This window comes from Aestuariibaculum sp. YM273 (assembly GCF_030908365.1).
GTDB lineage: Bacteria > Bacteroidota > Bacteroidia > Flavobacteriales > Flavobacteriaceae > Aestuariibaculum > Aestuariibaculum marinum.
Map to the genome: position 1 here is coordinate 1,987,678 of NZ_CP133090.1, position 13,978 is coordinate 2,001,655.

Annotated in this window: 9 protein-coding genes; 6 read left to right on the plus strand and 3 right to left on the minus strand. The window is 35.6% G+C overall.

All coding sequences use genetic code 11. The features are described 5' to 3' along the window. Nucleotides 1-12: 12 nt before the first annotated feature. From RBH94_RS08505 to RBH94_RS08515, 3 genes are all read right to left on the minus strand, one after another. Nucleotides 13-432 (minus strand): nuclear transport factor 2 family protein, encoded by a 420-nt coding sequence (locus RBH94_RS08505; protein WP_307880520.1) that lies wholly within the window; start codon nt 430-432, stop codon nt 13-15. A 102-nt stretch (nt 433-534) separates the two neighbouring features. After that, nucleotides 535-735 (minus strand): hypothetical protein, encoded by a 201-nt coding sequence (locus RBH94_RS08510; RefSeq protein WP_307880521.1) that lies wholly within the window; start codon nt 733-735, stop codon nt 535-537. Between the two features lie 62 nt (nt 736-797). Continuing rightward, a complete protein-coding gene (locus RBH94_RS08515; RefSeq protein WP_307880522.1) occupies nt 798-1,343 on the minus strand; it encodes a carboxymuconolactone decarboxylase family protein in 546 nt (181 codons plus the stop codon). 637 nt (nt 1,344-1,980) lie between these two features. On the opposite strand from RBH94_RS08515, the gene RBH94_RS08520 reads away from it, so the two are divergent. From RBH94_RS08520 to RBH94_RS08545, 6 genes are all read left to right on the plus strand, one after another. After that, a complete protein-coding gene (locus RBH94_RS08520; protein WP_307880523.1) occupies nt 1,981-6,300 on the plus strand; it encodes a T9SS type A sorting domain-containing protein in 4,320 nt (1,439 codons plus the stop codon). A gap of 22 nt (nt 6,301-6,322) precedes the next feature. Next, nucleotides 6,323-6,754 (plus strand): hypothetical protein, encoded by a 432-nt coding sequence (locus RBH94_RS08525; RefSeq protein WP_307880524.1) that lies wholly within the window; start codon nt 6,323-6,325, stop codon nt 6,752-6,754. 156 nt (nt 6,755-6,910) lie between these two features. Continuing rightward, a complete protein-coding gene (locus RBH94_RS08530; RefSeq protein WP_307880525.1) occupies nt 6,911-7,477 on the plus strand; it encodes an RNA polymerase sigma factor in 567 nt (188 codons plus the stop codon). Nucleotides 7,478-7,664: 187 nt separating this feature from the next. Beyond that, nucleotides 7,665-8,831 (plus strand): FecR family protein, encoded by a 1,167-nt coding sequence (locus RBH94_RS08535; RefSeq protein ID WP_307880526.1) that lies wholly within the window; start codon nt 7,665-7,667, stop codon nt 8,829-8,831. Between the two features lie 158 nt (nt 8,832-8,989). Then, nucleotides 8,990-12,520 (plus strand): SusC/RagA family TonB-linked outer membrane protein, encoded by a 3,531-nt coding sequence (locus RBH94_RS08540; RefSeq protein ID WP_307880527.1) that lies wholly within the window; start codon nt 8,990-8,992, stop codon nt 12,518-12,520. Between the two features lie 32 nt (nt 12,521-12,552). Then, nucleotides 12,553-13,962, plus strand: coding sequence for a RagB/SusD family nutrient uptake outer membrane protein (locus tag RBH94_RS08545; protein WP_307880528.1), 1,410 nt, complete (start codon nt 12,553-12,555; stop codon nt 13,960-13,962). Nucleotides 13,963-13,978 lie beyond the last annotated feature (16 nt).

The window sequence follows — 13,978 nt, forward strand, 5'->3', positions numbered from 1 at the left end:
CAGTTTAAAGCCTTACAAAACGCGTTCGTTTTCCTCAATTTCAATGTCGTTAATACTGGCGAAGCGTTTTTGCAATAGACCGTTTTTGTTAAATTCCCATAATTCGTTGCCGTAAGCACGAAACCATTGCCCTTTATTGTTTTGATATTCGTATTCAAAACGAACCGCAATTCTATTTTCTCTGAATCCCCAGAGCTCTTTCTTTAATTTGTAATGGTTTTCGTTTTCCCATTTTTGTTGCAGAAAGGCTTCGATTTCTTCACGACCATTAATAAACTGAGTTCTATTGCGCCATTCTGAATCTTTTGTGTAGGCTTTCGAAACAATTTTAGGGTTTTTACTATTCCAGGCATCTTCTGCCATTTGCACTTTTTGTAATGCTGTTTCCGGTGTAAAGGGTGGAAGTGGGTGTTTTATTTCTTTTGCTATCATGTTGTTTTTATTTCTAAGAAGAATCTTTTTTTAATTAATTGTCCCTAACGTAGCAGATATTGCAGGCAAGCTTATTGCTTTTAGGTGTTAACCTGATATTTTTTAAATGCTGCTCAACATAGGATTCGATCCATCCTTTTTTTGAATTTCATCATTGAAATTTTTAGCTTTCAAAGGCTTGTAATAATGACCTTCATATTCTTGTCGTCCCCAGCAGTTTGGACAAACCTCTTCCGAAGCCGTTGAATTATTTTGAAGACCTATATTTTTTAAATACTGAAGTATGTTATTTGTAAAATTCATTGTTTTTGATTTTTAGAAATTAAAAAAGGGAGCATGTAATACCATGCTTCCCTTTATACACTTTAAATAGTTTCAGCTAAAGGGAAATCTACTGGCACTTTAGTAAGGTTGTGCAAATAATTCATAGCAGTTTTATCACTTACCTGAAGAATCAAATCCACTAAATGTTCTTTGGTATACCCCTGAGTAAAGAATTCGTCTAGTGCTTCCTCGCTTGTATTTCCTTTTCGTTCGGTAATTTCAGAAGCTAGTTTTACCAGGGCGTTCAATTTAGGGTGTTCGCTTTTCCCTTTTCTGATTTCTATTAGTTGTGCATCAGTAAACCCATTCATTTTCCCAATAACAGTATGGGCACTTAAACAATAAACACATCCATTTATTTGGCTTACAATTAGGTTGATTGCTTCTTTTTCCTTATTTGAAAATGAAGTTTTTGCATTCTGAAAATTCAAATACCTGCCTAAACCATTATCAGAGTAGGCCATTGTAGCATACAGGTTAGGAACAAAACCTAAAGCTTTGTTTAAGTTGTCAAAAATCTCTTGATTGGCTGAAGAGACCTCATTTTTTGTAGGAACATTAAATTCCAAACTAGTTACATTTTCCATGTTTTTAATTTTTTTGTTGTTTGTCATTATTGACATTACAAAATTGCTGAATATGCTAAGGACAAGAAATGGATAAATGTCTTCAATGGATGGATGATTTTCTTTTAGAAACTGATAATTAATTGATTTGTAAGTTTTTTAAACTTTGGTTTTAGCGGGGCTATCTAAAATCATTTAACTATCATGAGATACTTTTCGATGGTCGGGTTTGGTAAAAATCGGGATAAAGAAATGTTCTGTTAACTATACCAAGTCGGTTGGAGGTATATGTTTCTCTTTACTTCTACATAATTATCTTAAGTGTGTTCAAATTTATATGCTTCAATTAGATTATCAAATCTGGCAATAGAATAGGAAAGAATATTTTTAACTGTGTATTTTTTATTTAAAGCATAACCAAAGTAACATTACAAATAAAACAAAATAGTATCGTATTAATAAATGATAGATGAGTATATGTTTTTATAAAATTATGAGATTAACTTAAAAAAGTTAAAATTTTTAACAATTAACTAGGGGATGCTTTAAATAAAAAGCTCTTAATAGGTGTAACCTATTAAATTTTTGATATAAATGTCAGATTTTTTGTCTTAAATTTACATACTGGTAATATTAACCTCAACTAAAAGTAATTATTATGAAAAAGTTTTACACTCGATTAACAATTTTAATTCATTTATTATTTTGTTTTTCATTAGCAAATGCACAAATACAGCAATTGGGAGCCGATATAGATGGTTTAACTCAAGGAGACGAATTGGGGTATTCAGCATCAATTTCAGAAAGTGGTAGTAGGATTGTGGTTGGAGCTCCTTATAGCGATGGAGGAGGAAATGATTCTGGACAAGTTCGTGTTTTTGATAATATAGGTGGTGTTTGGACACAAGTTGGTCAAGTTTTAGATGGAGAAGCAAACAACGAACGTATTGGTAGTACAGTTTCGTTAAATGCCGATGGGTCTATTCTGGCTATTGGAGCTCCAAGTGCCAATGGGTCTAGAGGTTTAGTTAGAGTTTATGCTTTTGTTGCAGGCAGTTGGATACAAGTTGGAAATGACTTGGAAGGAGATGTAAATGGGGGTGCTTATGGAGGGGCAATAAGTTTAAATGCGGCAGGAAACTTTATTGCTGTTGGTGCTTGGTATACGGATGATAATGGAAATAATTCAGGAAAAGTTAAGGTGTACTCATTGTCTTCTGGAGCATGGAATCAAATAGGAGCAGATTTAATAGGTGAAAGTGCGGGGGACATTTTTGGTTTTTCTTTATCATTAAATGGTTCAGGTGAACGGTTAGTAGTTGGAGCTCCTAATAATGCAGGAGGAGGTGTTATGAGAGGTCATGTTAGGGTTTTCGATTACAGTGGAGGAAGTTGGGTACAGCATGGAAATGATATAGAAGGAAAGAATGATAATGATAGTATAGGGCATTCAGTTGATATTAATGAACAAGGAGATATTATTGTTGTTGGTGGAAATTTAAGTAATGAGGGGTTTTTTCCAGAGATAGGAGTTACTCGGGTGTATAATGTTTTGGGGGTTGTTTCTCAAATAGGTAGTGATATTAGAGGGGAAAATGCTAGAGATCTTTCAGGTAGCACAGTATCAATTAATGGCAGCGGAAACCGTATATCTATATCTGCTATTAATAATAGTGGAAATGGTGATGGTTCTGGTCATGTGCGTGTTTTTGATAATATAGGAGGAGTATGGACGCAAATAGGAGGAGATATTGATGGAGAATCAGCTGGAGATAAATTTGGTTTTAGTAATGTATTAAGTGCAGATGGCTCTCATTTAGTTGCCGGTTCACCTTTAAATAGTACACAAACGGGTCAAGCTAAAGTATTTAGTATAGATGCATTTCCTCTGGCAGTTTGCCAGGATATTACTGTGCAATTAGATGCTTCGGGAACTCATACTATTGTTGGAGCAGATATAGATGGAGGATCCTCAGATTTTGAAGGAGAGGTGTCATTGTCAGTTAGCCCCAATACTTTTAGTTGTAATGATGTTGGGACCCCTGTAGAGGTTACACTAACCGTTACCGATTCTGCAGGTCAGGTGGATACATGTACTGCAACTGTTACGGTTGAGGTTGGGAATATAGCTATAACTAGTGCAGAGCCTAACGACATATGTTTCGCAGATGCATCAAATTCAGGAATGATTCATGTCGTGTGGCAAGGTGATGCAAAAGAGGTTAATGTGAGTTCATCAACAACAACTAACTCCTATACTTCAGGTTTAGAGAATGGAGAGTTATCTATCCAAAATTTGGAAGCGGGTATGTATACAATAGAAATTATTGGGCCATGTGACCAAACGGTATCGACAGATGTAGAAGTTCTGCAGTTAGACGAACTAGCTATTACAGGAGCGTATCCAAATGATATTTGTTTTGGAGATGCAGTTAATTCCGGAAGCATAGATTTGGAATGGGCTGGTGCCGCAGAAAACATTTATGTATCCTTCTCAGGTGGCAACTGGTCTTATGATACAGGGCTAGAGAGCGGGGAACTAAAGATATTGCCATTAGAGGCAGGAACATATCATATTGAAATATTGGGTGATTGTGGAGAAACGGTATCTACCGATGTAGAAGTTCAGCAGTTAGACGAGCTAGCTATAACGGGAGCGTATCCAATTGATATATGTTTTGGAGAGGCATCGAACTCCGGAAGCATAGATTTGGAATGGGCTGGTGCCGCAGAAAACATTTATGTATCCTTCTCAGGTGGCAACTGGTCTTATGATACAGGGCTAGAGAGCGGGGAACTAAAGATATTGCCATTAGAGGCAGGAACATATCATATTGAAATATTGGGTGATTGTGGAGAAACGGTATCTACCGATGTAGAAGTTCAGCAGTTAGACGAGCTAGCTATAACGGGAGCGTATCCAATTGATATATGTTTTGGAGAGGCATCGAACTCCGGAAGCATAGATTTGGAATGGGCTGGTGCCGCAGAAAACATTTATGTATCCTTCTCAGGTGGCAACTGGTCTTATGATACAGGGCTAGAGAGCGGGGAACTAAAGATATTGCCATTAGAGGCAGGAACATATCATATTGAAATATTGGGTGATTGTGGAGAAACGGTATCTACCGATGTAGAAGTTCAGCAGTTAGACGAGCTAGCTATAACGGGAGCGTATCCAATTGATATATGTTTTGGAGAGGCATCGAACTCCGGAAGCATAGATTTGGAATGGGCTGGTGCCGCAGAAAACATTTATGTATCCTTCTCAGGTGGCAACTGGTCTTATGATACAGGGCTAGAGAGCGGGGAACTAAAGATATTGCCATTAGAGGCAGGAACATATCATATTGAAATATTGGGTGATTGTGGAGAAACGGTATCTACCGATGTAGAAGTTCAGCAGTTAGACGAGCTAGCTATAACGGGAGCGTATCCAATTGATATATGTTTTGGAGAGGCATCGAACTCCGGAAGCATAGATTTGGAATGGGCTGGTGCCGCAGAAAACATTTATGTATCCTTCTCAGGTGGCAACTGGTCTTATGATACAGGGCTAGAGAGCGGGGAACTAAAGATATTGCCATTAGAGGCAGGAACATATCATATTGAAATATTGGGTGATTGTGGAGAAACGGTATCTACCGATGTAGAAGTTCAGCAGTTAGACGAGCTAGCTATAACGGGAGCGTATCCAATTGATATATGTTTTGGAGAGGCATCGAACTCCGGAAGCATAGATTTGGAATGGGCTGGTGCCGCAGAAAACATTTATGTATCCTTCTCAGGTGGCAACTGGTCTTATGATACAGGGCTAGAGAGCGGGGAACTAAAGATATTGCCATTAGAGGCAGGAACTTACCATATTGAAATACTGGGTGATTGTGGAGAAACGGTATCTACAGATGTTGAAATTAAACAGTTAGACGAGCTAGCTATTACAGGAGCGTATCCAAATGATATTTGTTTTGGCGGAGCAACTAACTCGGGTTATATTGATTTGGAATGGGCTGGTGCCGCAGAAAACATCTCTGTATCTTTCCCAGGTGGCAACTGGACATATGGTACAGGGTTAGAGAGCGGACAATTAAAGATATTGCCATTAGAGGCAGGAACTTACCACATTGAAATACTGGATGTATGCGGTGAAACAGTGTCAACAGATGTAGAAATTAAACAGCTAGATGAATTAACTTTAGTTGATGCAGAACCATTTGATGTTTGTTTTGGAGCAGGCGATAGCACTGGTAGAGTTAATTTAGAATGGACAGGAGAGGTTTATTTTATAGGAGTATTATCTACTTATCCCGATGGAGGAACAGGATCAAGAACAATTCAAAATGGTTTAGATAATGGATATACAACAATAAATTATCTTCCTGTAGGTACGCATGAAATTATAATTCATGGAATATGTAGTGAGTCAGTTTCTACGACTGTAGAAATTAAGCAGTTGGAACCTGTTATTACATTGCCACAAATAACAACAGTTTATGTTTCTAGCGGTTCAACATTTATTTTACCAGATTATATAGCCAATGGGGAGCTAATTGCGACAAATGGATGTTTGGAAAATTTAACATTATTACAATCGATAGCAGCAGGAACTGGTTTAAGCGTTGGTGTGCATACCATCACATTTACAACACAAAATACAGTGGGTGAGGTGAAAAATTACTCTTTTGATTTAACTGTAGAAGAGACGCTTTCTATAAATGATTCAGATATTAACTTAGAAGGTGTTTTAATTTACCCTAATCCAGCTAAGGATAAAGTAACTATTAAGAATTCTAAAGGTCAGAATTTAAAATCAGCACAGCTATATGACTTAAGGGGTAGACTGGTTAAAAAAATTAACCTTATCAATATGGGAAGCACTTTTAATTTAGATTTAACTTCATTGGAAGAAGCTATGTATATTTTAAAGGTTACAGGTGAAAATGGAGAAAAAGATTTTAAATTAATGATCAGTAAATAGTATCATAAAACCTTAGAGAATCATGATTAAAATGAAATATTTTGTATTACTAATGTTTTTAGTAATAGTACAAGGAGTGTCTTTTGCTCAAATTATAACTAAAGAATTACATTTTGACTCAGATAAGGCAAACCTTGTTATTGAGGATGTGTTTAAAGGTGAAGAAATTATTGATTATGCCTTAAACGTAAAAAAGGGAGATTCGGTTAATATTATTTTGAATAGAAAAATAAACTCGAGTTACTTTAATTTGTTACCACCGGGTTCTGATAATGTAGCCGATTTTATTGGTCAAACCCAAGGGGATACTTGCAAAATGGTATTACCACAAACAGGAGTTTACAAAATTAGAGTATACCAAATGCGAAGTTCTGCCAGACGAGGCACTGAAGTGAAATTTAAACTGGATGTAAGTCTCTTTGAATCTAAAGTTTCAAATCCTGAAAAAGAGTAAAACAATAAACTTGACTAATACAGAAAAGAGCCTGATAAGAAAAATTATCAGGCTCTTTGATTCTTAATACATAGGTAATACTTTAAAAAAAACAATGTGGATTTTGTTTCAAATGTTTACATTTGAAATTAACTATTATTTTGCTATTTTTAATTTATGCTCTCACAGGATTCAGATATAGTAGATCGTCTTAAAAAAGGGGATAAGAAGGCTTTAACCGAGCTTTATGATAGTTATTGGAAGCCATTATACATTAGCTCTTATAATCTTTTAAAAAATAAGGAGCTTTGTGAAGAAATTATTCAGGATGTTTTTATTGATGTCTGGAATTATAGAGAAAATCTTCAGATAAAAATTTCTCTAAAATCATATCTATATGCTTGTGTAAGATATAAGGTGTTTAGCGAATTCCGAAAAAATAAAATTCAGCGAGTTGAATTGTTTGAAGGCTTAAACGATCGATTTCAGTACGCTACGCCCGAAACAAAATTGATGCACGAGGAGTTGGTGATGCAAATTGATGCTATTGTAAAAACATTGCCTGCGCGTTGCCAGGAGGTATATATCTTAAGTCGTAACCAGCAATTAAGTCATAAAGAAATAGCCGAAAAATTAGGCATTTCAACAAAAACCGTTGAGAATCATATCACACTGGCTTTAAGAACTATTCGTTCGTCTCTAGGGTACTTGTTAAGTATAGAAATACTATATTTTATACACTAGTCGATATTTCTTTTTTATCAATTATACTTTCTTTTTTTATTTGAAAAATAATTCAGTGTTATCCCTTTAAATACTGAGGTTTTGTCGTATTTGTAAATAAAAAGTTAAATTTTTTTTAAATTTCATTAGGGGATACATGCTTTATTCTACACATAAGAGATAAACCAAGCTATAAAAAAATATTTTAATGAACAACACTGAAATGAATAACAAGTTTTTCCGCAGATTGATAGAACGCTATCTTGAAGGGGAAACGACTGCCGATGAGTTAAAGCTCTTGGTTAATTACTACGAAAGTTTCCAAAAGGAAAATGAGTGGGTGGAAGCTTTAGGACCAGAAGACGTGATTAAGGAACGTATGCTGGTTAATATCTTGGAAGCGATTAAAGAAGATGATGTGCCAGAAACTCCAAAAGTTATTTCAATCTTTAAGTCTGTTTATGTTAAATATGCGGTTGCTGCTTCAATATTAGCATTTTTAGCAATCTATACATTTATAAATAATGGGACAGACTTTATAGTTCAAGAGGACGCTGTTGTTAATACGAGTATTGAAGTAGGAACCAATAAAGCGGTATTAACTAGAGAAGATGGTTCTAATATTACATTAGAAAAAGGTGAGCAACTTGCCTTTGATAATTTAGAAAGTAATGGAGAAGAACTTGTTTATACTAATAAAGAGACCGCTTCAAAAGCCATAGCGTATAATTATTTAACCATACCAAGAGGCGGACAATTTTTCGTAAAGCTTTCTGACGGAACCCAGGTTTGGTTAAACTCCGAATCAAAATTAAAATACCCTGTAGCTTTTGTAGATGGTGAAAAACGTATGGTTGAACTTTTGTATGGTGAAGCTTATTTTGATGTCTCACCGAGTACAGCACATAAAGGTTCGAAATTCATGGTGACTAATAATAATCATGAAATAGAAGTTTTAGGAACCGAATTTAATGTGAAAGCTTACAGTAATGAATCAAGCATAACCACCACTTTAGTAGAAGGTAAAGTGAATGTTAAATATCAGGATGAAGACCATATTTTACTTCCAAACCAGCAATCTGTATTAGATCGCAGCACCAATACCATAACATTTAAAGAGGTTGATGTCTTTCATGAAATTTCATGGAAAGAAGGCATTTTTAGTTTCAATAATAAAACCTTAAAAGAGATTATGATGGTACTGTCGCGTTGGTACGATTTTAATGTAGAGTTTAAAAGTAAAACGATTGAAAATGAACTGTTTGTGGGAACGCTGGGTAAAGATGAAAAAATTGAAAATATTCTTAAAAACCTGAAAGATTTAGGAATCATAAACAAATACGAATTCCATGAGAAAAACATAATTATAGAATAAAAAAAAGGGAGCTAAGTTTAAACATTTGGCCGTGTAGTAACTTTCTCCCTCTTGTATGTATTAATTAAAGTAATGTCTAACTAACACAAAACAAATTTATGAAAATTAAATTAACTAACTATCGCTATCTAATACGAAAGCGATTACCCTTATGCATTATGAGAGTATTTATCTTTTTGTTGTGCGCAACGGTTTTTGGGTTTAATCCGAATACCTCCTTTTCACAGGAAAAGGTGTTTATTAACCAAAACCAGTCTGTTTCGGTAGATGAAATGTTTAATATCATTCAGCAACAAACCAATTACCACTTTATATTTCCAAAAAAATTATTTAAGAATTCTCCAAATATTCAACTGGAACAAGGAGAAGTGTTGGTGATAAGTCTTTTAGATAAGGCGATTCAAAATAGTAGTCTGGAGTTTGAAATAGATGAGAATAACACCATTTTAATTAAAAAGGTAGATCATACTTACGACAGAAGACAACAAAAGGTTAACGTTTCAGGAACCATTACCGATGCCACAGGTATGCCACTGGCTGGTGTTACGGTATTAGAAAAAGGGACTCGAAATGGGGTGGCAACAGATTTTAATGGGGTATATTCCATTTCTGTAGCTGACGATGCTGTTTTAGAGTTTACTTATGTAGGTTTTATTAAAGAAATCAGAGAGGTTGGTGCTTTAACCTATTATTCTAATGTAGATGTCACTTTAAAGGAAGATGTAAATGCCTTACAGGAGGTTGTTGTTACGGGATATCAAACCTTATCTAGAGAAAGAACAACCGGATCTTTTGCTCAGGTTGGAGCAGAACAGCTTCAGCAAAGACCAAGTAGTACCAATATTATTGATCGTATTATTGGACAAATTCCTAGTGTGAATATTAATAATGCATTTGGACAAGGCACTTTTGAAATTAGAGGTAGAGGTTCTGTCTTGAGTTCTAATACCAGTCCGCTAATTGTGGTAGATGGATTCCCTTTAGCAGACCAGTCTAATTTAGAGTCGATAAACCCGGAAGATGTAGAAACAATTACGGTTCTTAAAGATGCAGCAGCGTCATCAATCTGGGGGTCAAGGGCAGCTAACGGTGTAGTTGTGGTTGTTACCAAAAGAGGAGGTAAAAATCAGGCGCTTAAAGTAGACGCTTCAACATTTGTCGATTTAGAAGAGAATATTGATTTAAAGAACTTTAACTTCATGACTACAGCTCAAGAACTAGCTTTAGATCAGGAGTATATCGATAGAGGTTGGACTAATATAAATGGATTAGAAACAGGTACAGGTAGTATTAACGATTTTCATTTAGCGCATATATACAGAAATGGTACGTCGCCTGATGGTGTAGTGTGGTCTCAAAACACTTTTGATAACTATATCAATGAACTTAAGAAGAGAGATATAGACCAACAGTGGAGTAAATACTTTTTAAGAACAGGAACTCAAAAAACATACAATCTGTCTTTATCAGGTGGTGGAGAACGTAATGCTTTTTTTGCATCGTTGTCTTATGTAGATCAAAACGGAGCTGTAATAGGCGATGATAACGATCGTATGACCATGAACCTTAGAAATACGTTCGATTTTAATGATAAAATTTCCTTTACAGCTGGTATGACAGCAGCTTTGAGAAAAGTAAATGAAGATTATTTAACTTCTCAATATGGATTAGACCCTATTGAATTGGTTAAGTTGGCGCAACCTTACGACCAATTGGTTGATGAGAATGGTCAGTATATTCAAAAGTATTACAACTGGAATCCATGGATGTCTCAAGAGCGTGAAGCCGAACTGGGTGTGCCTTATACCTATAATCCGTTGGAAGATAGCAGAAACCGTGATCAAAGCAGTACGTTGGTAGATATTAGGGCTGATTTTCAATTGGATATCGAATTATTCAAAGATTTCGTGGTAAGTAGTGCATTTAGATATGAGAGAAATACTAACGATTTAGATGAGTTTAGATCTATGAATATGCCATCTTGGCGTAATACTGTTAACGATTATTATGTCTATGATTCATCAACAGGAAATTATCAGTACGGCATACCTCCTGGGTCAATGTATTTACAGGAACGTTCTTATTCAAAAGGATGGGTGTTTAAAAATACCATTAACTGGGATAAAACCTGGGATGATCATCAGTTAACAGTGTTTGCCGGAGGTGAATATTCAAGACGATTTAATGAGTCTACAAGAAACAGACAATTTGGATATGATAAACAATCGACGTCGTATTTACCAATTGATGAAGCTGCATTAGTTGGTTACAGATTAACCGACTGGAATGGCGGTAGATTTTATGATTACTATGCTGCATTAGTCTTTAATGTAACGAATAGAGATAACCGATTTGTGAGTGGTTTTTCTAATGTAGGTTACACCTACCAAGGAAAATATACCCTTAACGGTAGTTTCAGAATAGACCAGGCTAATATTTTTGGAAGTAATCCAGATTTTAGATACAAGCCATTATGGTCAGTAGGTTTAGGATGGGATTTAAATAAAGAATCCTTTATGTCTAATGCAAGTTGGATAGATCGTTTAAAGCTTAGAGGAACTTACGGTTTAGCTGGAAATAGTTTAACAGGGGTGTACCCAGAGGCAGCAGCACGCATTAGAAATATTACTTGGGGTAATGTGTATAATAGCTTGTATCTAAGTCAACCAGCTAATCCAGATTTAAAATGGGAAGAAACAGCAACAACAAACTTAGGTCTTGATTTTGCATTTTTTAATGATAGATTGTCTGGTAGCTTTGATTATTATGTAAAAAAGAGCACCGATGTGTATACGAGCAGACCTATTGACCCAACGGTTGGTTTTTCAACCTCGAGAGTAAATTACGCTAATATTGACAATAAAGGGGTTGAATTGGTATTAAATGCAGACATTATTCGTAATGGTGATTTTAAATGGTCTGTAAGAGCTAATTTTAACCACAATAAGAATATTTTATCAAAATCATTAATTGAATCTAATCCAACAGCAGATGGATTGTCATCAGGAAATGCTTATGTAGAGGGTGATGCCATGGGGTCTTTTTATGCGTATAACTTTGCTGGCTTAGATGATAACGGAGAGGTGTTATTATATGATTTAGATGGTAATACCAAGAAATGGAATGATGGTACAATCATGCCGGAAGAAATGGAATATTCTGGTACCAGAACAGCGCCTCATTATGGAGGTTTATCAAACACGTTTAGATATAAGGGCTTAGACCTTACTATAAACATGAACTATCAGGCAGGACATGTATTTAGAATGTCTTATAACTACGGATCAGTGGGATATGGTACTTACAATAACTACGATTACGATTTTGGTAATATTAGAATGCACAAGGAGTGGGCTAACCGTTGGATGCAACCGGGAGATGAGGCCACTACAGATGTCCCTGGATTAATCAGTCGATCGTTAACAGGAACTATGCATAGAATCTGGAGCCAGTCTACACGTAATATTCATAAAGCCGACTACATAAGAGTACAGGATATTATTTTAGGGTATAGTATGCCACAACAGTTTTTAGATAAAACATTTTTCAAAAACTTACGCTTAAGCATGCAGGTTACCAATCCGTTCCTTTGGGTTAAAAATGATTTAGGAGTAGATCCGACCGCTCCAAACAGTGAAGCTTACAGGAATTTAACACGTTATACTTTAGGGGTTAGAGCGTCATTTTAAAAAGTAGCACTATGAAAACAAAACGTAATATCATGAAAAAAACATATATATATTTATTGCTAACATTTTTGACCTTGTCGGCTTGTCAAAGCCCGGATGATTTCTTGGATGTAGAGCCTACAGGATTGATTATACCTTCTACTTTAGAAGATATAGATAAGTTGTTACAGAATTATGCCATACTGCGTTCTGTAGGGACGAATACACGATATATGGACCCGGATGTGTACCATAACGATGCCAGTTTTGCTTCTATTGCAAATAGTACAACAGATGTAAATGCCTATGCATGGAAACACAATATTTTTGAGCCAGGTGTAAGTGATAATGATTATAATAATTTCTATTTCTACATTCATACTATGAATTATATTTTAGAGAATGTAAATGGTGTAGATCCAGGGAATTTTAATCCGGCAAATCGCGATATCTTAAAAGCTGAAGCTTTAGCCCAGCGTGCTTTTGAATATTTCTTAGTGGTTAATGAGTATGCACACCATTACGATCCGGCAAACCCAGATTTACCTGGGGTAGCGATGCCATTAAATATCGATTTACAGGCTCAGTTAGGGCGTTCAACGCTGGGTGAAGTATACGAGCAAATGTTAAAAGATTTAAACGAAGCACTTAGCTTATTAGGGAATAACTATCAGGCTATAAACTCTTATGCTAATTTTAGACCAGGTCGCGCTTCTATCTATGCTTTAATTGCAGAAATTAACTTATTCATGGGTGATTTTGATGAAGCTGTAGAAAACTCTAATAGAGCTTTAAATCTTTACGATTTCTTATATGATTACAATACTATAGATTTTGCAAATCCATCTAATCCATGGTCAGGGTATAATAATGGTAGTTTATGGTATAGTGGTACATTAAATAAAGAGAATATGTGGAACAGATACAATTACTGGTCTTTTAGTCGCCCATTTCACTTATATGCTCCAGAGCTGGAAGCGTTGTACGATAAAGATAACGACAGAAGATGGTATTTGTTTGCAACACAAACATCAAGTGCAGGAGTAGATGTGTCTCCAAACTATATTTACATGCACGCAAATTCTGAGCGTTGTAATGGTTTAACTGTACCAAGATTAATGTTAACCAATGCAGAAGCTAAAGTGCGCACAGGTGATGGAGCAGGAGCTATAGCAGTTTTAAATACATTGTTAGCAAATAGAATGTCAACGTTTACAGCATTAACCCATACAAATGATGCAACAACCTTACAAATTGTTAAAAATGAAAGACGTAAGGAATTAGCAGGAACCTCTATAAATCTTTTCGATCAAAAAAGGTATCATGTATATGGAGATGCAGTCCCAACCTACACGCGTATCAATCCAGAAACAGGTGAGACTATAGAGTTAAAACCAGGAGACGACGGTTATGTTGTGAAAATTGCTCCGGCAGTTACCGATCAAAACCCAAACTTAAATTAATTAACTAAAGGTCAGT